The organism is Aeromonas sp. SrichE-2G (assembly GCF_017939565.1).
Lineage (GTDB): Bacteria > Pseudomonadota > Gammaproteobacteria > Enterobacterales > Aeromonadaceae > Aeromonas > Aeromonas taiwanensis.
This window is the reverse complement of record NZ_JAGKRG010000004.1, coordinates 347,342-368,187: the sequence shown is the minus strand read 5'-3', so window position 1 is coordinate 368,187 and position 20,846 is coordinate 347,342. Positions and strand designations below refer to the sequence as shown.

Below are 20,846 nucleotides of genomic sequence, written 5' to 3'. Positions count from 1 at the left end.
TCCCTGTGGTTTGATTCAAATAGGCACCAAAACCTGGCAAGATGCCTTCATTTACTTGCTTTTTCGCAGCTTATCGAGCGACTCAAAAACCTGTCAATCGGTGCAAACCGGCCCAAATCTGGTGCAACAGCACAAAATAGGCAAGCGGGTCGATATGCACTCTTAGAATCAAAAATAGACCCTTATTTACAAAATGGCCTGCTGTTAAAAGCCCCTCGTAGTGTGAGGATTATTTTTCGCAAAAAAATCGGGCGCACCGGGATGGGGCATAAAAACGCGCTGACAACTCACTCATCAGGCTCACATTTCTGCCCACGGGGCCCACCATTGGGGGGGATGAACCAATATCGGGCAATCTGGGGAGAGAACATGAAAACGTGGGGGCGAGGGTGGCACAAGCCGGGAGGGAGGCCGGAGCCACATTGCCACATTTGGCGTGCTCCCCCGGGTCGGGAGGGCTCAACCGCCGCGGGGGCCGTCTTCGATCTCGGTGATGACGCCGTTCTCGACGGTAACGAATTGCATGAACTCGCTCTTGCCGAAGTTGTAGGTCCAGCGTTCGGCATACTTGACCGTCATCCGCGCCCCGAAGCCGTTCTCCTCGTAGCGGGTGAGATCCTCCTTGAGCAGGGGCTGGCCGCAGCGGATCAAGAGCTCGGCCGTGGTGTCACCCTCGGTCAGCAAGGCGCTCTTGCAGCGCAGGGTGCCGGCATGCACGGGCAAGACCGCCACCAGCAGCAACCACAGAATCGGTTTCATTTTGCACTCCATTTGAACAGGATCGAACCCAGCGCGATACACGCCAGGGCAAACAACATGACCTGACCCAGACTCCCCGCCACCGCCTGCCACCCCGCCCCTTCCAGCATCACGGCGCGGGCCGCCTCGATGATCTGGCTCAGGGGTAGACAGGCCCCCAGGGCCTGCAACCAGGGGGGAGAGCCCTCCAGCGAGAACCAGACGCCGGACAAGAACATCATGGGCAAGCTGATGAGATTGAGCAAACCGCTCGCCAGCTCCTCGTTCTGGATCCGGGCGGCGATGAGCAGGCCGAGGGAGGCCATGGCCGTCCCGCCGACCAGGGCGATCAGCAGCAGCAACCAGCCAGACCCGAGCAGGGGCACATCCAGCAGCCAATAGGCCACCAGAAAGACCAGCAGGCTCACGACCAGCGTAATCATCACCCGCGACAGCAACTGGGCGCAGAGAAACTCGGCGGCCGAGAGTGGCGTGGCGCCAAGCCGTTTGAGCACCCCGTTCTTGCGATAGCGCACGATGACGAAGCCGACGCCGAACAGGCCGGAGAACATCAGGTTCATGCCGATGACCCCGGGCAGCAACCAGTCGCCGTAGCGGATGGCTCTGCCCCTCAGGGCCTCCCTGTGCAGCGGCACGGGCACCGCCTGGTGCAGCAGGTATTCGGCCATGGCCCCCTGGGGAGCATCCGGGTTGATCCAGTAGCGCCCCTCCCCCGGCGAGATCAGCAGGTCCAGCTGATGGTGGCGCACCTTGAGCCGCCCCTTCTCCGCCTCGTCATAGTGGATGACCCTGAGCAGCGGGACATCGTGCAGGGGAGCGTAGGTGGCAGGCAGAACCCCCACCACCCCTATCTGTACCAGCGGCTTGGGGGGACCCGAGAAGATGAGGGAGAAGCCGATCACCAGCAAGAGCGGGAAGACCAGGTTCCACACCAGGGCGGCCCGATCGCGCACGAATTCGAGGGTTCTGGCGTAAAAGAGCGCGCCGATGCGCTTGATGGCTCCCGTCATCTTCTGATCCTCGCACCTGACACCCGTCGGGCAACCACCTGGCACACACCTCCCCCCTCACAGCAAATGCGCCTCTTCATGCGCCGCTCCGCAGGCTATGGCCGGTCAGGTGCAGGAAGAGATCCTCCAGATTGGGGGAGCGCACCTGCATGCCGGTGAGCGGCACGCCCAGGCTCAGCAGCCGCGGCAGCAAGGCCGCCACGTCGGGGCAGCTCAGCTCCACCTGATCGCCCGCCGGGCGCAGGGGGTAACCAAGCCCGGCCAGGGCCGGGTGATCCGCCAGGCGCACCAGCACGCCGTCGAAGTGGTGGGCCAGCAGGGCCCCCGGGGTATCCAGGCTCAGCAGGTGGCCGTGATCGACGATGGCAATCTGATCGCACAGCTGCTGCGCTTCATCCATGTAGTGGGTGGTGAGCACCACCGTCTTGCCCTGGGCCTTGATCGCCTCGATACGCTCCCAGAAATGGTGGCGGGCCTGGGGATCCAGCCCCGTCGTGGGTTCATCCAGAAACAGCAGTTCGGGGTCGCCGAGCAGGGCCAGGGCCAGCAGCAGGCGCTGACGCTGACCACCGGAGAGCTTGCGACTGTCCCTGTCGATGAACTCGCCCAGGGCGCACAGCTCGATGAGCAGTTCCCGCGGCAGAGGATTGGGGTAGAGGCTGGCAAACAGGCGCAGGGTATCCCGTACCGTCAGAAAGTCCTGCAGCGCCGTGTGCTGGAACTGGATACCGATGCGAGAGCGGTAATCGGGGCCCCGCGGCGCGCCGTGAAACAGGATCTCGCCGCTGTCCGGGGTGAGGATCCCCTCCAGCAACTCGATGCAGGTGGTCTTGCCCGCCCCGTTCGGACCGAGCAGGCCGAAACAGCAGCCGGCAGGAATGGCGAAGCTGAGCCCGTCCACCGCCCTGACGCCGGGGAAGTGCTTGACGAGATCGACGACCTCGATGATGGCTGCCATGGCGTCTCTCCTCGCGCGGCCGGATGGCGACGCTCTGACTATATCCAAATCCCCCGCGCAGACACAAAGCCCATTGCGAAGAGGGCGGAGAAGCGCACAAAAACAAACGGCGACCCTGGGGTCGCCGTTTTCATCACGTCAGCCGGATCACAGGATGTCCAGCAGTTCCACTTCGAACACCAGAGCGGAGTACGGCGGGATGGAGCCGGCGCCACGGGCACCGTATGCCAGATCCTGCGGGATGTAGAGCTTCCACTTGGAGCCAACCGGCATCAGCTGCAGGGCTTCTACCCAGCCGGCGATAACGCCAGTCACCGGGAACTCGGCCGGCTGGCCGCGGGCGACGGAGCTGTCGAACACGCCACCGTGGGTGAAGGTACCGTGGTAGTGCACGCGCACGGACTGACCGGCCACCGGCACGGCGCCGTTGCCTTCAACCATGACTTCGTACTGCAGACCGGAGTCGGTCACGTTCACTTCGGCGCGCTTGGCGTTGTCGGCCAGGAAGGCTTCGCCTTCGGCGGCAGCGGCCTTGGCGGCAGCTTCCTGCTCTTCCTGCATGCGGGCGGTGATGACCTGGAAGGCATCGTTGATATCGTCACGGCTGACCGCGAACTCCAGACCGTTCAGGGCATCTGCCAGACCTTGTTGCAGGGCCGGGATATCCAGACCGGCGAAGGCTTGCTGCGCCAGTTGATCACCCATGTTGCGGCCGATGCCGTAGCTGGCCTTCTGTTCGATAGAGTCGTATTGGGACATTGAGAGATTGCTCCGGGTCCTGATGGTAAAAGAGACGGGATGATAACAGACTTTTGGGCACCGTGCTGCGGGCGGTAGCCCTGATTTGCCCGCCCGTGGGAGAGAGTTCACACAAGCGGGCAACAGGCTGGCGACATTTTGCTTAGGTGCTTTCTTCAAGCCCGGTCAATCAGGGCCCGCACCGCGGCCACCTTGGCGCCATCCGTGATATTCACGCGGCCGTCGTCCGAGGTACCCATGTTGACCCCATGCGGCACCATGCCGCCACGCCAGCCCATACCGGACATGTGTACCTCGCTAACCCCGGTGAACTCGATGATGGTGCGCACGTTGTCGGCATTGACCCCGGCCCCCGGCATCAGGCTGGCGCGGCCCGCCAGCGCCTGCTGCATGGCCTGCAGGGTCTCGAGCCCTGCCAGCGCGGTCGGCGCATGGCCCGAGCTCAGGATGCGCTCGCAACCCGCGGCCACGATCACCTCCAGATCGGCGCGCCAGTCGGAGCAGAGATCGATGGCGCGGTGGAAGGTGACCCCGAGCGGCCCGGCCGCCGCCACCAGCTGGCGGAGCCTGGCGGCGGGCACCCGCCCCTCTTCGTCCAGCAGGCCGACCACGACCCCCTGCAGGCCGGCGGCGCGGGCGGCGGCGATGTCTTGCAGCATGATCTCGAACTCGTCGTCGCCAAAGCAGAAATCGCCGGCACGGGGACGGATCATGGCGTAGACGGGCACGGTGGCATGGCGTGCCACCTGCTGCATGAAGCCGTAGGAGGGGGTCAGGCCGCCGAGGCCCAGGGCGGAGCAGAGCTCGATGCGATCGGCACCGGCCTCCTGGGCGGTAAACAGGGATTCCAGGTTGTCGATACAGATTTCAAGACGGGTCATGATGACTCCTTGATTCGGGGAGATCAGACCCGCGGTCCGATCTCACAGATTGAGCAGGGCGGCCCCACGCACACCGCCGGCCCCGCCAAAGCGGGCCTCGCGGATCTCGGGCAGGGCGACGCCGGGAAGCAGATGGCCGGGCAGGCGTTTGGGCAGCTCTTCATACAGGGCCGGCAGGACGCTGAGGCCTCCCCCCAGTACCACCACGTCCGGATCGATCACCGAGATGGCGGTGGCGATGCCGGCTGCCAGGATCTCCAGCCAGCAGTCGATGGTCGAGAGCGCCGCAGGCTCCCGGGCCTCGGCACGCTCGACGATCTGGTGACCGCTGGCGCGCTCCCCGCGAAAGTGGTGATAGAGCCGCTCCAGGCCGGTGCCCGAGGCGTAGGTCTCGAAACAGACCAGACGGCCGCAGCCGCAACGGGGACGGGGCAGGTCGGGGTATTTCATCAGGATGGTGGCCGGCAGCGGGTAGTGGCCAATCTCGCCGGCCAGCCAGTTGCGCCCCTGGATGAGGCGCCCCGCCAGATAGACGGCGCCGCCTATCCCGGTACCGATAGTGACGCCCAGCGCACTGTCGGCCCCCTCGGCCGCTCCCTGGTGTACTTCGGACCAGAGGAAGCAGTTGGCATCGTTGTCCACCCTGACCGGACGACTCAGCAGCTCGGCCAGATCCGCCCCCAGGTGACGACCGTGAATGGCGGGCAGGTTCGCCGCCACTATGCTTCCGTCGAGACGATTGAGGATGCCGGGAAACCCGATCCCCACGGCCCCCTTCACGCCAAAACGCACGTCGGCCGCCTCGACTCGCTCACGGATTGCCTGCTGGAGCGCCTGATAGTCGTTGCCCGGCGTACTCATGCGCTCCTCATGGCAGAGAGCCAGGGCGCCGTCGTACACCGAGAACGCGATCTTGGTGCCACCGATATCAAATCCGTAATACATGCCACACTCCCTTGCCGGTGGACCCGTCCACCCCAGTCTGTCCAGATGGGGCACATTGTATTAATTCGCAAAAAAAATAAAGTGACCTGGGGCGAAAAACGGGAGAGAGATCAAAGCAAGCGGAACATTTGTCGTTGCTGGCAAGGTTGGCCAAGGCTGGTCAGAGTACGCTCCTGACCGTCGAACACGAAGCCGCGGCGCAGGTAGAATCCCTCGCCGATGTGATTGCCGTCGAGCAGCCAGAGCCTGACGCACTCGCAGCCGGCCCGGCGCATCTGCACCGCCACCGCCTGCCACAACCGCTTGCCATGGCCCTGACGCCAGTGATCCGGGTGAAGATAGAGCGCCCGGATGCGCGCCATCATCAGCCCCTCTTCCACGGACGTTTGCCAGTAGAGCAGGCCGATGACCACCTCGTCCCGGCAGATCAGCATGGGGATGGGGCCGGCCTCGGCGAGCCGCTGGCGCCAGATGTGAAGATGATCGGTGACGGCGAGCTGGGCCAGCATGTCGCTGCCGAGCACGCCGCCATAGGCCGCCAGCCAGCTGGCCCGCTGCATCACCGTCATGGCGGCGGCGTCGGCAGCCCGGGCCAGGCGCAGCGTTATGCCTTGCACTGGGGTACCAGCCCTGAGGCTCTCGCCTGCTGATACAGGGGCTGCACCTCGCCCTGCTGGGCCTGCAACTCCGCGATCCGGCTCTGGTCGCTGGGGTGAGTGGAGAGCAGCTGGGGCGGGGCCTTGCCCCCGGAGGCGGCGCTCATGTTCTGCCACAGGGGAATGGCCTCGGCCGGGTTGAAACCGGCGCGCGCCATCAGCTCGAGACCGAGCCTGTCCGCCTCGCTCTCCTGGGTCCGGCCATAAGGCAAGGCGATCCCCACCTGGACCCCGAGACCCAGGGCCGCCATGGTGGCCGCCCCCCCGAGGCTGCTACTGCTGCCGATGGCCGCATCGGCCACCGCCAGCCCGAGACCGGTCAGCTGGTCGCGGGAGAGACGCTCGTTGGAGTGCTGGGCCAGCACGTGGGTCAGCTCGTGACCGATGACGGTGGCGAGCTGGTCCTGATTCCTGGCCACCTTGAGCAGGCCACTGTAGACGCCGATCTTGCCGCCGGGCAGGGCGAAGGCGTTGACCTCCTTGGAGTCGAACACCACCACCTCCCAGCTGGTGATGCCATAGCTGGCGGGCACCTGGGCGGTCACCGCCCTGGCCACGCAGGAGACATAGGTATTCATCCTGGCATCCTTGCTCACCTTCTCCTGCTGCTTCATCTGCTCGAAGGAGTCGGCCCCCAGCTGGCTCATCTGCTGGGGGGAGAAGAGCAGCATCTGGCTGCGGCCGGTCGGCGACTGGGCACAACCTGCCAGCAGGGCGCTGCACAGGGCTGTCAGGGCGAAGAGGGACAGGGAGGAGGCACGCATGAAAAGGTCCTTAACCATGAAGTTGCCCTATTTTCGGAAATGCCGCCGTCCGGTGCAAGCCAGCAACCGCGCCCTGCGACCAAAAAGATCCCAGGGCGCCAAAATAAAAACGAGCCCGCTTGGGGCTCGTTTTTGCTGCTGGGACATGAGTGATTACATGATGCCCAGTTTCTTCAGGTCGGCCTGCACCACCTTGGCCGGTACCGGCACATAGCCATCCTTCGCCACTATGCTCTGGCCCGCCTTGGAGAGCATCATCTTCACGAACTCCTGCTCCATCGGGGAGAGCGGCTTGTTCGGATGCTTGTTCACGTAGACGTACAGGAAGCGGGAGAGCGGGTACTTGCCGGTGATGGCGTTGTCCGAGGTCGCCTCGATGAAGGTCTTGCCATCCTTGGAGAGCGGCACGGCGCGCACGCCGGAAGTGACGTAACCGATGCCGGAGTAGCCGATGCCGTTCAGGGAGGAGGAGACGGACTGCACCACGGAGGCAGAGCCCGGCTGTTCGTTCACGCCGCTCTTGAAGTCACCGTTGCACAGGGCGTGCTCCTTGAAGTAACCGTAGGTGCCGGACACGGAGTTGCGACCGAACAGCTGCAGATCCTTGCCGGACCAGCTGCCATCCAGACCCAGATCGGACCATTTGGTGGCTGCCTTAGGTTCGCCGCACTTGAGGGTGCTGGAGAAGATGGCGTCGATTTGCGACATGGTCAGACCCTTGATGGGGTTGTCCTTGTTGACGAACACCGCCAGGGCATCGACCGCGACGCGGATAGCGGTCGGCTTGTAGCCGTAGCGCTTCTCGAAAGCTTCCTCTTCACCGGCCTTCATGGCACGGCTCATAGGGCCAAACTGGGCGACGCCTTCAGTCAGGGCAGTAGGCGCGGTAGAAGAACCGGCGGCCTGGATCTGCACGTTGACGTTGGGGTACATGCGCTTAAATTCTTCGGCCCACAGGGTCATCATGTTGGCCAGGGTGTCCGAGCCGACAGAGGACAGGTTGCCCGAGATGCCGCTGGTCGGTGCGTATTCCGGCAGATCCTTGTCGACACCGTAGGCCAGTGCGCTGACAGAAAACAGGGTTGCAGCGGTGAATCCGATGACACCAGCCAGTTTGTTGAGTTTCATCCAATCTCTCCAAGTCCAAGGTTGCAGAAGGCAATCGTCAGTATGACGTCGATACATGGTTCAAACCCGATCACCCTCTCCACAGTTACAGAAGGTCCGTTCTTGAAACGGCGCCAGTATCTGACCTGGCAGTGACAAATTTATGGATTTAATGTGACACTTTAATGACATGAGCAAGGTTTTGCACAAATGCAAGGAGGGCTGCGAACGCAGCCCTCCTTTCGTTGCTAACCCATTGCTGTGAAAGGCTATTTAATCACCACCATGCGGGCGGGAATGAGGAAGCTGAAGCGGCTGCCCGCCCCGACACGGCTCTCTATCTCCAGCTGGGCATCGTGATGGCTCAGGGCATGCTTGACGATGGCAAGGCCGAGCCCGGACCCCCCGGTGTGACGCGAGCGTGCCTTGTCCACCCGGTAGAAGCGCTCGGTGAGACGCGACAGGTGCTCGGGGGCAATCCCCTCCCCTTCGTCCTGCACCCCGAAGAGCGCCATCTGCCCCTGCTTGCGCCACTCCACGGTGATCTTGCGTCCCGCTGGGGTGTAGTGAATGGCGTTGTAGACCAGGTTGGAGACGGCGCTGCGCAGCTGATCCTGATCCCCGCGCACGAACAGGTTCGACTGCACGTTGAACACGATCTCGTGGCCCCGCTCGCCGGAGAGCGCCCGCGCCTCCTGCTCCAGCAGCCCCAGCATGGCGGGCATGTCCACCAGGTGGGAGAGATCCACCGTGGGGGCGGCTTCGATGCGTGACAGGGTAAGCAGCTGGTTGACCAGGTTATCCATGCGGATGGTCTGCTCCATCATCACCCTGTGCGCCTTGGCCCACATGGCGGGCGGCGGCGGCTCCTCGGTCATCTCCAGGTAGCCCTTGAGCACGGTGAGGGGGGTGCGCAGCTCGTGGGAGACGTTGGAGACAAAGTGCTTGCGGGTCTTCTCCAGGCTGCGCAGCCGGGTCACGTCCCGCACCACCAGCATGGCCTGATCCTCGGCATAGGGCATGATGCGAAACTCGAGGAATTTCTCCTCGTTGATGGGGGACGCCATCTCGAACGGTTCGTCGTACTGCCCCTTGCCGAGGTAGGCGGCAAAGGCCGGGTGACGGATGAGGTTGCCGATGTGCTGGCCGGCGTCCTCCGGCCAGCGAAAGCCGAGCAGTTGCTCCGCCAGCCGGTTGCACCAGAGGATGCTGCCGTCGGTGCGAAACACCACGGCGGCGTCGGGCAGCGCCTCTGCCCCCTCCCGGAAACGGCGGATAAGACCCGCCAGCTCCCGGCGACGGGCACGGTGGCGCTGCTGCAACTTGTAGATGCCGTTGAAGATGTATTCCCAGCTACCGCTGCCATGGGGGGGGACCAGGCTGCGATCGTGCCACAGCCAATCCGACAGCCGCTTCTGGAAGCGATAGTGCCAGCCCAGATGGAGCACGGTCGCCACCAGCAGGCAGAGCGCGAGATGATCGATTAACCAACCTACCAAGACGAAGGGGGCGTAGAAGAACGCCATTCGCCACAACTGTCGCCGCCAGGCGTAAGGTTGCAACATTCAGGTCTCCTAGAGACGGCAAAGAGCAGGGAGCTGCGCCAGCAGGCGCGTCCGGCATGGGGTCCCTAGAGGCGGGTCGAGAAGCGGTAACCAGCCCCGCGCACCGTCTGGATCAGCCTGTCGTGCCCCGTCTCCTCGATAGCCTTGCGCAGGCGGCGGATATGCACGTCCACGGTTCTGTCCTCGACGTACACATTGGTACCCCAGACGTTGTTGAGCAGCTGCTCGCGGCTGTAGACCCGCTCCGGGTGAGTCATGAAGAAATGTAGCAGCTTGAACTCGGTCGGCCCCATGTCCAGCGCCTTCTCCTCGGCGCTGACCCGGTGAGACACCGGATCCAGCTTGAGCCCCTGCACCTCGATCACCTCGTCCACCGAGGTGGGAGAGACGCGGCGCATCACCGCATGCAGGCGGGCGGTCAGCTCCTTGGGGGAGAACGGCTTGGTGATGTAGTCGTCGGCACCCGCCTCCAGGCCGCGGACCTTGTCCTCTTCCTCACCGCGGGCGGTCAGCATCACCACCGGGATCTGGCGGGTCATCTCATCCTGCTTGAGCTGCTTGATGAACTGGATGCCGCTGCCACCGGGCATCATCCAGTCCAGCACGATGAGTTCGGGGTAAGGCTCGCGCACCTTTGCCAGTCCATCGGCGTAGTCTTCCGCCTCTACTGTTTCATATCCCTTCTGCTCGAGCACGAAGCAGAGCATTTCGCGGATCGGTGCCTCGTCCTCGACCACCAGAATTCGCTTAGCCATATCCCTTCTCTCTCCTCTGTGAAGATGGGTGCGCCAATTATTAGAACTTTCTGTGACACTTTTATGACTTTATGACGGGCGGGATGATAAACGTTTTCAGATTCAGTTGGCAGCAGTGCGTTGCAACAGATCCCAGCGGTTGCCGCTGATGTCCTCGAACACCACTACGGTGCCGTAAGGCTCGCACCTGGGTTCTTCACAGAAATGAACGCCGTATTTCCGCATGCGTTCGTAGTCCCCCCAGAAGTCATCGGTCTCGAGGAAGAGGAAGACTCGGCCGCCCCCCTGCCGGCCGATGGCGGCCTGCTGCTCCTCGCTGGCTGCCCGCGCCAGCAACAGGGCGGAACCGGGGGCCCCCCTGGGGGCAACCCGCACCCAGCGCTTGCCCGGCTTGCCCGGTTCATCGAGCAGAGTGTCTTCCAGCAGCGCGAAGCCCATCCCTCGGGTAAAGAAGGCGATGGCCTCGTCATAGTCGGCCACCAGCAGGGTCAGGGCGCCAAGATGTTGTGCCATGGGAAGTGCCTCCACAGATGAATGAACGGGGCGCATCATAGCGGGCGCGTCGCTCTGGCTCCAGCGATCCGGGACAATGGCGAGCAGATCCTGCCGCCTGGCAGGCTCGCTCGCCCTTGCTCAGCCCTGCCCAAGCCAGTCGCGCAGCACCGCATCCCGGTCACCGTCCAGGGCCGGCGAGGCGCGCGCGTAGCGCACCGGGGTGGCCGACAGATGGAGCGGGTTGGCCAGGGTCGGCAAGGTCTGCTCACCGCGCTGCACCTGCTGCACCCAGCCGCGCACCGCCCCCTGCTCGAGGGCGAACAGGGCATCCAGGGTGAGGATGGGGCCGCCCGGGACCCCGGCCGCCTCCAGCAGGGCCGTCCACTCGGCGCTGGTGCGCGCCAGCAACCGCTCGGCAATCTGGGCGTTGAGCCGGTGGCGCTGGCGCACCCGGGCGGCGTTGGTGGCAAAGTCGGGATCCTGCGCCCACCCGGGTTCCCCCAGCAGGGCCGCCAGGGCGGCAAACTGGCCGTCGTTGCCCACCGCGAGGATGAGGTGGCCATCGCTGGTGGGGTAGACGTCATAGGGGACGATATTGGGGTGACCGTTGCCAAGGCGCCCGGGGGCCTGACCGGTGGCGAGATAATTCATCGCCTGGTTGGCCAGCACCGCCACCGACACGTCCAGCAGGGCCAGATCGATCTGCTGCCCCTCCCCGGTCCGCTCCCGGTGACGCAGGGCCGCCTGGATACCGATGGTGGCGTAGAGGCCGGTGAGGATGTCGACGAGCGCCACCCCCACCTTGACCGGCCCGCCGCCGGGCACCCCATCGGGTTGACCCGTGATGCTCATCAATCCGCCCAGCCCCTGGATCAGCAGATCGTAACCGGGTCGCTGGGCCCAGGGCCCGTCCTGGCCAAAGCCGGTGATGGAGCAGTAGATGAGCTCTGGGCGGCGGGCCTTGAGGCTAGGGTAGTCAAGGCCGTAGCGCGCGAGCCCCCCCACCTTGAAGTTCTCGATCACCACGTCGGCACAGTCCACCAGGGCCAGCAGGGTGTCTCTGTCGCGCGCTAGATCCAGGGCGATGGAACGCTTGCCCCGGTTGGCGGCGTGAAAGTAGGCCGCCTCCCCCGCCACCAGCTCGGGCGGGCCCCAATGGCGGGTGTCGTCACCGCGCCCGGGGGCCTCCACCTTGACCACGTCGGCGCCGAGATCGGCAAGCAGCTGGCTGGCCCAGGGGCCGGCCAGCACGCGGCTGAGATCCAGCACGCGCACACCGGCGAGCGGCCCCATCACTCGAACGCCTGCAGATCGGTCTGGGCCCGCCCCAGGATCAGGGCGTGGATGTCGTGGGTCCCCTCGTAGGTGTTGACCGCTTCCAGGTTCATCAGGTGGCGAATGACGTGAAACTCGTCGCTGATGCCGTTGCCGCCGTGCATGTCGCGGGCGATGCGGGCTATCTCCAGCGCCTTGCCGCAGCTGTTGCGCTTGATGAGCGACACCAGCTCCACCGGGCAGCGCCCCTCGTCCATCAGGCGCCCGGCGCGCAGGCAGCCCTGCAGGCCGAGGGCAATCTCGGTCTGCATGTTGGCGAGCTTGAGCTGGAACAGCTGGGTGGCGGCCAAGGGGCGACCGAACTGCTGGCGATCCAGCCCGTACTGGCGGGCGGCGTGCCAGCAGAACTCGGCGGCGCCGAGCGCCCCCCAGGCGATGCCGTAACGCGCCTTGTTCAGGCAGCCGAACGGCCCCTTGAGGCCGCTCACCCCGGCCAGCCGGTTGGCCTCGGGCACGAAGACCCGATCCATCACGATCTCGCCGGTGATGGAGGCGCGCAGGGAGAACTTGCCCTCGATCTTGGGGGCCGACAGCCCGGCCATCCCCTGCTCCAGCACGAAGCCGGTGATCTCGCCGTCCAGCTTGGCCCACACCACGAAGAGATCGGCGATGGGGGAGTTGGTGATCCACATCTTGTTGCCGGTGAGCAGATAACCGCCGTCGACCCGCTCGGCGCGGCTCTTCATGGAACCCGGATCCGAGCCCGCATCCGGCTCGGTGAGGCCAAAGCAGCCCACCAGCTCGCCCCGGGCCAGCCCCGGCAGCCAGCGCTGGCGCTGGGCCTCGTCGCCATAGGCGTGGATCGGGTGCATCACCAGGGACGATTGCACGCTCATGGCCGAACGGTAGCCGCTGTCGACCCGCTCCACCTCCCGGGCGATGAGGCCGTAAGCCACGTGATTGACCCCGGCGCAGCCATACTGCTCCGGCAGGGTGGCGCCGAGCAGCCCCAGCTCCCCCAGCTCGTTCATGATGGTGCGATCAAACTGCTCGCGGCGGTTGGCCTCCAGCACCCTCGGCATCAGGCGGGACTGACAGTAATCGCGGGCGGCGTCGCGGATGAGCCGCTCCTCGTCGCTCAGCTGGTCATCCAGAAAGAAGGGGTCTTGCCAATCGAAGGGGGTACGCGTCATAAGGCACTCCATGCCATGTGAAAGAATCAAACCGTAACAAACGGGTCTCTTGCAGACCCTGCCTGACCAGGGAAGCGGGTGGACAACACCTGTGTCACGCCTCCCCTCGCAACGCCCGATAGAGGGTGGTGCGGCTGATGCCGAGCCGGCGCGCCGCCTCGCTCACGTTGCCGCCACACTCCGCCAGGGTCTGCTGCACCCGCTGGCGGCTCTGAGCGCGCAAGGTGGTGCCCTCGCCCGAAGGGGCCGGCACGGCGGTCGCCTCCGGCAGATGGAGGTGGGCGGGTTCAATCCAGCCCTCTCCCTCCGCCAGCACGCAGGCCACCTCCAGCGCCTGCTTGAGCTGGCGCACGTTGCCAGGCAGGGGGTGGGTCAGCAGCTGCTGCTCGGCCTCCCGGGTCAGCTGCAGCGCCGGGTCCATCTCGGCCAGCAACCGCAGGATCAGTGCCCGCCGATCTTCTGCCAGCCAGGCCCGCAATGGGGCCAGCTGCTGGCGCCAGCCGCAGATGCGGTAGTAGAGATCTTCGCGAAAGGTGCCGGCCGCCACCATGGCCGCCAGATCCCGATGGCTCGCCGACACCAGCCAGAAATCCACCGGCTCGGGGCGCGTGCTGCCAACCGGGGTGACGACGCGCTCCTGCAATACCCGCAGCAACCGGGTCTGGGCCGAGAGCGGCAGCTCGCCAATCTCGTCCAGCATCAGGATGCCGCCGTGAGCGGCGCGCAGGTATCCCTGACTGCCCTGGCTGCGGGCACCGCTGAAGGCCCCGCCCACATAACCGAACAGCTCTGCCTCCACCAGATCCGCCGGCAGGGCGCCGCAGTTGACGCACACCAGGGGCTTCTCGTGGTGACTCGAGCGGCGATGGAGATCGCGCACCAGATGCTCCTTGCCGCTGCCGGTCTCCCCCTCGATGAGCAGGGATATGCCGCGCTCCAGCATCTTGAGGGGTACCTCCCCGGGCGCCTTCAACTCCCTGGCGTCCTCCTGCCTGCGGGGCCGGGGGGAGGCAGGCTCCGGCACCAGCCGCAGGGCGCGCCCCTCCCGCAGCCACTGCTTGCCGTCGAAGGGGTGCTGGCCGAGCCAGAGCCGGCCGGCCCGGTTGGCCCCGAGCAGCTCACCAGCCTCCCCCAGCAGCAGGCGGGCGGACCAGAAACTCTGGGGATCGAGATCCACCAGCCAGCCCGGCTGGCTCGTCAGCAGCGCGTTCTCCAGGGTCATGGCCAGGAGGCGCACCGTGCCCAGCATGTCGCCGTCGTGGTGGGCCGCATCGGTGGAGATGTCGAGCACCCCGAGCAGGCGGCCGTCCGGCCCGAGCAGCGGACAGGCGCTGCAACTGAGAAAACTGTGCTGGGCGAAGAAGTGCTGGGCGCCGAGCACCTGCACCTCCCCCTGTTCGGCCAGCGCAGTGCCGATGGCGTTGGTGCCCTTGCTCGCCTCTCCCCAGCGGGCGCCGCTGCGCAAAAAGACCCGCTCGGCGTGGCGGGCGAAGCCGTCGTCACCGCTGGCGGCCAGGATGGCCCCCTCGCCGTCGCACAGCAGCAGGCGGCAGGGGCGGCCCGCCAGCAGCTGCTCGAAGAGGGGCAGCACGAAGCGCTGGAAGCTGGCGATAAGCAGCCTGTGCTCCTCCTGGCGGGCCGACAGTTCCCCCAGGGGCAGCAGATCCAGCTCGGCGCTCTGCTGGCGGTGCAGCCCCTGATGCAGGCAGCGCTGCCAGGAACGCTGGATCGGGCTGGAACCAGATTGGGGGAACTCGCTCATCACGCCTCCTGTTCACAAAGGGCACAGTGTCACGACCCCTGTCCAGAAACGGCACACTTCTGTGGTCGTCGCCAGGGTCACTGGTTAATCAAGATACGCCGCCGCACCCCATTTGATAACGTTTTTGTAACTTTTGTGATGCTGGTCAGACCCTCTGGCACGCCCCTTGCGAAAGCAGGAGTGCAGCCGGCCTCTCCGGCCGGTCAGGACCACACACATAAGGATGATGAGATGATTTATACCGCTCCCGGTCAGGCAGGTGCCCTGGTCAGCTTCAAGTCCCGTTACGACAACTTCATCGGTGGCGACTGGGTCGCGCCGCGCGCCGGTCGCTACTTCGAGAACATCTCGCCGGTGGATGGCCGCGTGTTTTGCGAGGTGGCCCGCTCCGACGCCGCCGACATCGAGCTCGCGCTCGACGCCGCCCACAAGGCCTTCCCGGCCTGGAGCAAGACCAGCGTCACCGAGCGCAGCAACCTGCTGCTGCGCATCGCCGATCGCATCGAACAGAACATAGAGCGGCTCGCCATCGCCGAGACCTGGGAGAACGGCAAGGCGGTGCGCGAAACCCTGGCCGCCGACCTGCCCCTGGTGGTGGATCACTTCCGCTACTTCGCCGGCTGCATCCGCGCCCAGGAGGGCTCGGCCGCCGAGCTGGATCAGAACACCGTCAGCTACCACTTCAAGGAGCCCATCGGCGTGGTCGGCCAGATCATCCCGTGGAACTTCCCCCTGCTGATGGCCGCCTGGAAGCTGGCTCCCGTGCTCGCGGCCGGTTGCTGCAGCGTGCTCAAGCCCGCCGAGCAGACCCCGGTCACCATCATGCTGATGATGGATCTCATCAAGGACATCCTGCCCCCCGGCGTGGTCAACGTGGTCAACGGCTTCGGCGCCGAGGCGGGCCAGGCGCTCGCCACCAGCAACCGGATCCAGAAGCTCGCCTTCACCGGCTCCACCGAGGTGGGGGCCCATATCCTGCGCTGCGCCGCCGACAAGCTGATCCCCTCCACCGTCGAGCTCGGCGGCAAGTCCCCCAACATCTACTTCGCCGACGTGATGCAGCACGAGAGCAGCTACATCGACAAGGCGGTGGAAGGCATGCTGATGACCTTCTTCAACCAGGGCGAGGTGTGCACCTGCCCCTCCCGCGCCCTGGTGCAGGAGAGCATCTATGACGACTTCATGGACAAAGTGCTGGCCCGTGCCCGCACCATCGTCCAGGGCAACCCCCTCGACACCGCCACCCAGGTGGGCGCCCAGGCGTCCCGCGAGCAGTTCGACAAGATCCTGAGCTACATGGAGATTGGCCGTGGCGAAGGGGCAAAAATGCTGATCGGCGGCGGCGCGGCCAGGGTGAGCGGGCTGGAGGGAGGCTTCTACATCCAGCCCACCATCTTCCACGGCCAGAACAAGATGCGGGTGTTCCAGGAGGAGATCTTCGGGCCGGCCCTGGGGGTCACCACCTTCAAGGACGAGGCGGATGCGCTGGCGATTGCCAACGACACCCAGTACGGCCTGGGGGCGGGGCTGTGGACCCGGGACAGCAACCTGGCCTGGCGCATGGGGCGCGGCATCCAGGCCGGCCGGGTCTGGGTCAACTGCTACCACACCTACCCGGCCCACGCGGCCTTCGGCGGCTACAAGAAGTCAGGGATCGGTCGCGAGACCCACAAGATGATGCTGGACCACTACCAGAACACCAAGAACCTGCTGGTGAGCCACGACATCAACCCCCTCGGCTTCTTCTAAGCCGGTCATCGCTGATAAAAAGGGCGCCTGTCAGGCGCCCTCTCTTTTTCCGCCGAACTCTGTCCGGCTGCCACCGGGATCACCCGGGCTGACCCAGCTGCTGGCGATAGCGCTGGGGGGCGCAGCCCTGTTCGCGCTGGAACATGGCGATAAAAGCCGAGGTGGAGGTGTAGCCCAGGCGCCAGGCGATCTCCTGCACCGGCATGTCGCCGCGCAGCCAGTCCAGCGCCTTGACCAGGCGCAGCCGGGTGCGCCACTGGCCGAGGCTCATGCCAAGCTCCTTCTGGCAGTGCCGCGCCAGGGTGCGCTCCGTGCTGTGCAGCGCCCTGGCCCACTCGGCCAGAGTGCGGTTATCCTCGGGAGCCGCCTGCAGCGCCGCCAGCAGGGGGGCGAGCAGGCGATCCCGGCTCTGGGGCAGGTAGCTCGGCTGGCAGCGGGTACGCGCCAGCTTCTCGATGAAGAGCTCCCCCTGGCGGGCGTCCCACTCGTCCTCCAGATGGCCGACCCGGCGCTGGGTGAAGTCGTCCAGCAGGGCGCGCAGCAGGGGGGTGAGCGCCAGCAGCTGGGGTTCCCGGGGCAGGCGCGGGGCCAGCGCGTGGCTCACGTAGATGGAGGTGTAATCCAGGGTCTGCTCGTTGAAGGCGCTGTGGGGCAGATTGGCCGGCACCCAGATGAGGTAGTCCGGCGGCGCCACCAGCCGCTGCCCCCCCACCTCCACCACCATGACCCCCAGGCTGATGAGGCTGAGCTGGCCCCAGGGGTGGGCATGTTCGGCACAGGCGTTGCCCCCCTGGATCTGGCTGTAGCGAAAATAGAGGGGGTTGGGGGGGGCCAGCAGGCGATCCTGCTCGGCCAGGGTGCGGCTTCCCATGGAAAATGTCCCAAAGCGGTTATGACATGTCTTATTTACGCTACTTGCATCGTTCAAGACAAGGCTAGACTCTCACCATCGACTCAAGGAGTGCCTATGCCCATTCTCTTCCCCCTGCTCGCCATCCTGATCTGGGCCGCCAATACCGTGGTCTCCAAGGCCGCCGCCGGCGTGGTGGATCCCGCTGCCATCTCGTTTTACCGCTGGGTGATCGCCGCCCTGGCCCTGAGCCCCTTCTGCCTGCCCGCTCTCTGGCGCCGGCGCAGCGAGATCCGCCCCTGGTTCGGCAAGTTGCTGGTGCTCTCCCTGCTCGGCATGGTGCTCTACCAGTGCCTCGCCTACTACGCCGCCCACTCGACCTCGGCCACCAACATGGGGGTCATCGGCTCCCTGCTGCCCCTGCTCACCCTGCTGCAAGGCGCGCTCTTCTTCGGTCAGCGCGCCGGCAGGCAAGCGTTGCTCGGCATGAGCCTCTCCCTGTTCGGGGTGTTCTGGCTGCTCGGCCAGGGCGAGCCGCTGGCGCTGCTGCACACCGGCATCAATCCCGGCGATGGCATGATGCTGCTGGGGGCCGCCAGCTATGCGCTCTATGGCCTCCTGATCCGCCGCTGGCAACTGCCGTTCGGCCCCTGGCTCAACCTCTATCTGCAGATCCTGCTGGCGGTGCTGCTGCTGGTCCCGGTCGCCCTCAGCGCCGAGTCGCTGGCGGTGCCCCGGGAGGGCTGGGGCATGGTGCTGTTTGCCGGCATCGCCTCTTCCCTGTTTGCCGCCTACTGCTGGATGCGCGGCCTGGCGAGCCTGGGGCCGGAGCGCACCTCGGTGTTCATGAACCTGATGCCCCTGTGCACGGCGCTCATCGCCGTCATCACCCTGGGGGAGCCCATCCACGGCTATCACCTGCTGGGGGGTGGCCTCATCCTGGGGGGCGTCATGCTCGCCCAGCTCAAGCCAAGAGCCCGCCCCGTCCTGGCGGAAGAGGCCTGAGGCGGGCCCGAACACGGCCAACAGAAAAGGGAGCCCAGGCTCCCTTTTCTGTTTTGTCTTGCGTTGCTCGCGTGCAGGCTTGCGAGCCCCTCGGCTCAGTTGCTGCGCCGCCAGTGGTAGCGCCGCTCCGGGCGACCGCGCTGGCCATAGTTGAGATCCACGTCCAGCTTGTCCTCGGACTCCAGAAACTCCAGATAGCGGCGCGCCGTGGTGCGGCTGAGTGAAAGGCGCAGCGCCACCGTATCGGTGGAGAAGGCGTTGTCGGGCTCCCCCGCCAGCAGCTCCAGCACCTGGCGCAGGGTGATGGCGTCGATCCCCTTGGGGGTGTCGCGCACCTCCCTCGGCTGCACCCGCCCCTTGCCCATCAGCCGATCGAGGTCGCTCTGCTCCAGCAGGCCGCGCTCGCACAGGCGCCGGTGCAGGGTCAGTATCTCGTCCAGGCTCTGCTGGATGCGAAACAGCCGAAGCGGCTTGATGATGTAGTCCTGCACCCCCAGGTTCAGGGCCTGCTGTATGGTCTCCACGTCGCAGGAGGCGGTGACCATGACCACGAACACCTCCCGGTTGTGGTGACGCAGCTGGTTGACCCACTCCAGGCCCGAGCCATCGGGCAGGGAGATGTCGACGATCAGCAGTTGGGGCTCGGTGGCGCGCAGCATGAGATCGGCCTCGGCCAGGCTGCCGGCCCGCCCCAGCAATGAGTATCCCGGGGTCGAGGAGATCAGTTCCGCCAGAATGGCGCCGATCCGTTCGTCATCCTCGATAATCAGCGTGAAAATTGGCTTCATGACTTACACCAATTGGTTTTTATTCAAATAGATACCGAACAGTGTCGTCTGCTCGGCGGTGCGCCGCCATTCTATCACACCCCCACGACGGGCCACGGTCTTCTTGACCAGAAAGAGACCTACGCCATGATCGCCGGTCTGACGGCTCACGCCGTAGTCGAACAAATGGTCCGCCAGCGCCTCGTCCACCCCTTCGCCGCTGTCCTCCACCTCGATCACCAGGCGCCGGCCGAAGTCATCGAGGGAGAGCAGCACCCTGGGGGGGCAATGGGCACGGTTCGCCCAGGCGGCACGCAGGCCGTTGTCCAGCAGGTTGCCAAGGCAGGTGATGAGATCCGCCGATACCTCCGCCGGATACTCCCCGAGTGCCGAGCCGGGATCCAGCACCAGCTCGACCCCCAGCTCCCGCGCCCGGCTGAACTTGCCGAGGATGAGCCCGGCCACCGGCTTGTTCTCTATGGTCCGCAGCACATCCTGGAGCATGGTCTGGCAGGCCTCGTTCTCCTGCTGGATGAGCTCCACCGCCTGATCCACGTGGCCAAGCTGGAGCAGGCCGGAGAGGCTGCCCAGCTTGTTGGCGAACTCGTGGGTCTGGATCCGCAGCATCTCGGCGTACTGGCGCAGGTGGGTCACCTGCATGCCGAGGCTGCCGGTGCCATCCGGCCGGCTGAAGATGAGCATGCGACCCGGCTCCCGCCCGCCGAGATCCTGCCAGTGACCGACGAAGTCCTCCCCCTGCACGGAGAAACGCACCCCGCCCTCCTGGGTCAGGGTCGGCAGCAGGCTGGGGGCCAGCTCTGCCAGGGAGCGTCCCAGCAGGGCATGACGGCCGGTGCCGGGCAGGCGCAGCTGATAGAAGGCGGCGCTGTTGATCATCCGGATGCGATCGCCGGCGTCCAGGGCCACTATGCCCTCAGAGATGCCCTCCAACACCAGATCCTGCTGGGCGAAGCGGTTTGCTATGGTCTCCGGCTCCAGATCCAGCAGGGTGCGGCGCAGCCGATGCTGCACCCAGAACGCCAGGAGCAGGCCGCAGCCCAGCACGGCGCCGATGGCGCTGATGAGCAGGGCGATCCGCTCCAGGTAGATGCCCTCCACCGTCCGCATCAGGTAGCCCACCACCACGGCGCCGATGGCGCGCCCGTCCGCCCCGATGACGGGAGAGAAGCAGCGGATGGCCGGTCCCAGGGTGCCGACGTCCCTGGAGCAGTAGCTGCGCCGCTCCTGGATCGCCGGCCAGATATCCTCGCCGCGAAAGCTCGCGCCCACCAGCTCCGGCGAGGGGTGGCTCAGGCGAATGGCGTGCTCGTCCGTCACCACCATGTAAGCGGCATCGGTGCGGTCGCAGATCCCCTGCACATAGTCCCGCAACCCCGGATCCTGCCCCTGCTGCAGCGCCTGCACCACCCGGGTATCCGCCGCCAGCACCCGCGCCAGATCGCTGCCTTTATCCTCCAGGTTGCTCTCCAGCAGGTGGCGGATGAAGAGCGCGAGCAGGCCCCCCAGGATCAGGATCAGCAGCAGTGACAGACCGAGGGAGAGGGTGACTAGCTGGTGGCGCAGTTTCATC

General features: G+C 65.6%; 20 protein-coding genes. 2 read left to right on the top strand and 18 right to left on the bottom strand.

Annotated elements, in window-relative coordinates; translation table 11 throughout:
• Window positions 1–459: 459 nt before the first annotated feature.
• From J9885_RS03760 to J9885_RS03690, 15 genes are all read right to left on the bottom strand, one after another.
• Window positions 460–759: a DUF2845 domain-containing protein gene (locus tag J9885_RS03760; protein WP_081843642.1), complete on the bottom strand. Its 300-nt coding sequence runs from the start codon at window positions 757–759 to the stop codon at window positions 460–462.
• Window positions 756–1,769 (bottom strand): ABC transporter permease, encoded by a 1,014-nt coding sequence (locus J9885_RS03755; protein WP_210548140.1) that lies wholly within the window; start codon window positions 1,767–1,769, stop codon window positions 756–758. Before J9885_RS03755 ends, J9885_RS03760 begins: the two co-directional genes overlap by 4 nt.
• Before the next feature lie 76 nt (window positions 1,770–1,845).
• The gene (locus tag J9885_RS03750; protein ID WP_210548139.1) at window positions 1,846–2,727 is read right to left on the bottom strand and encodes an ABC transporter ATP-binding protein; all 882 of its coding nucleotides are present in this window, start codon (window positions 2,725–2,727) and stop codon (window positions 1,846–1,848) included.
• A 147-nt stretch (window positions 2,728–2,874) separates the two neighbouring features.
• Entirely contained in the window at window positions 2,875–3,486 is a 612-nt protein-coding gene (locus tag J9885_RS03745; RefSeq protein ID WP_043758853.1) for an FKBP-type peptidyl-prolyl cis-trans isomerase, read from the bottom strand.
• A 155-nt stretch (window positions 3,487–3,641) separates the two neighbouring features.
• A complete protein-coding gene (locus J9885_RS03740; protein ID WP_210548138.1) occupies window positions 3,642–4,367 on the bottom strand; it encodes a copper homeostasis protein CutC in 726 nt (241 codons plus the stop codon).
• Window positions 4,368–4,409: 42 nt separating this feature from the next.
• Window positions 4,410–5,312 carry an ROK family protein gene (locus tag J9885_RS03735; protein WP_210548137.1) on the bottom strand — a complete coding sequence of 301 codons (903 nt, stop codon included), beginning with the start codon at window positions 5,310–5,312 and terminating at the stop codon, window positions 4,410–4,412.
• Window positions 5,313–5,422: 110 nt separating this feature from the next.
• Window positions 5,423–5,929, bottom strand: coding sequence for a GNAT family N-acetyltransferase (locus J9885_RS03730; RefSeq protein WP_210548136.1), 507 nt, complete (start codon window positions 5,927–5,929; stop codon window positions 5,423–5,425).
• A complete protein-coding gene (locus J9885_RS03725; protein WP_210548135.1) occupies window positions 5,917–6,732 on the bottom strand; it encodes a M48 family metallopeptidase in 816 nt (271 codons plus the stop codon). The genes J9885_RS03730 and J9885_RS03725 overlap by 13 nt, the downstream gene beginning before the upstream one ends.
• A 153-nt stretch (window positions 6,733–6,885) precedes the next feature.
• On the bottom strand, window positions 6,886–7,860 hold the full coding sequence (locus J9885_RS03720; RefSeq protein ID WP_043758844.1) for a phosphate ABC transporter substrate-binding protein PstS family protein: 975 nt from the start codon (window positions 7,858–7,860) through the stop codon (window positions 6,886–6,888).
• 248 nt (window positions 7,861–8,108) lie between these two features.
• Window positions 8,109–9,404, bottom strand: coding sequence for a phosphate regulon sensor histidine kinase PhoR (gene phoR, locus J9885_RS03715; RefSeq protein ID WP_210548134.1), 1,296 nt, complete (start codon window positions 9,402–9,404; stop codon window positions 8,109–8,111).
• A 65-nt stretch (window positions 9,405–9,469) separates the two neighbouring features.
• Window positions 9,470–10,159 (bottom strand): phosphate regulon transcriptional regulator PhoB, encoded by a 690-nt coding sequence (gene phoB, locus J9885_RS03710; protein ID WP_043758840.1) that lies wholly within the window; start codon window positions 10,157–10,159, stop codon window positions 9,470–9,472.
• A gap of 102 nt (window positions 10,160–10,261) precedes the next feature.
• Entirely contained in the window at window positions 10,262–10,672 is a 411-nt protein-coding gene (locus J9885_RS03705) for a VOC family protein (RefSeq protein WP_210548133.1), read from the bottom strand.
• 120 nt (window positions 10,673–10,792) lie between these two features.
• Window positions 10,793–11,947, bottom strand: coding sequence for a CoA transferase (locus tag J9885_RS03700; protein ID WP_210548891.1), 1,155 nt, complete (start codon window positions 11,945–11,947; stop codon window positions 10,793–10,795).
• Window positions 11,947–13,122 carry an acyl-CoA dehydrogenase gene (locus J9885_RS03695; RefSeq protein WP_210548132.1) on the bottom strand — a complete coding sequence of 392 codons (1,176 nt, stop codon included), beginning with the start codon at window positions 13,120–13,122 and terminating at the stop codon, window positions 11,947–11,949. Before J9885_RS03695 ends, J9885_RS03700 begins: the two co-directional genes overlap by 1 nt.
• Before the next feature lie 94 nt (window positions 13,123–13,216).
• Window positions 13,217–14,884 carry a sigma-54-dependent Fis family transcriptional regulator gene (locus tag J9885_RS03690; RefSeq protein ID WP_210548131.1) on the bottom strand — a complete coding sequence of 556 codons (1,668 nt, stop codon included), beginning with the start codon at window positions 14,882–14,884 and terminating at the stop codon, window positions 13,217–13,219.
• 231 nt (window positions 14,885–15,115) lie between these two features.
• Between J9885_RS03690 and J9885_RS03685 the strand changes: the two genes are divergently transcribed.
• Window positions 15,116–16,633, top strand: a complete 1,518-nt coding sequence (locus J9885_RS03685) for an aldehyde dehydrogenase family protein (RefSeq protein WP_210548130.1) — start codon at window positions 15,116–15,118, stop codon at window positions 16,631–16,633.
• Window positions 16,634–16,712: 79 nt separating this feature from the next.
• On the opposite strand, the gene J9885_RS03680 is transcribed toward J9885_RS03685, so the two are convergent.
• Window positions 16,713–17,504, bottom strand: coding sequence for a helix-turn-helix transcriptional regulator (locus J9885_RS03680; RefSeq protein ID WP_210548129.1), 792 nt, complete (start codon window positions 17,502–17,504; stop codon window positions 16,713–16,715).
• 96 nt (window positions 17,505–17,600) lie between these two features.
• On the opposite strand from J9885_RS03680, the gene J9885_RS03675 reads away from it, so the two are divergent.
• A complete protein-coding gene (locus tag J9885_RS03675) occupies window positions 17,601–18,488 on the top strand; it encodes a DMT family transporter (protein ID WP_210548128.1) in 888 nt (295 codons plus the stop codon).
• A gap of 95 nt (window positions 18,489–18,583) precedes the next feature.
• Here the strand turns inward: J9885_RS03675 and J9885_RS03670 are convergent, their stop codons facing one another.
• A complete protein-coding gene (locus J9885_RS03670) occupies window positions 18,584–19,276 on the bottom strand; it encodes a response regulator (RefSeq protein WP_043758828.1) in 693 nt (230 codons plus the stop codon).
• Between the two features lie 3 nt (window positions 19,277–19,279).
• Window positions 19,280–20,845, bottom strand: coding sequence for a sensor histidine kinase (locus tag J9885_RS03665; RefSeq protein ID WP_210548127.1), 1,566 nt, complete (start codon window positions 20,843–20,845; stop codon window positions 19,280–19,282).
• Window position 20,846: the final 1 nt, after the last annotated feature.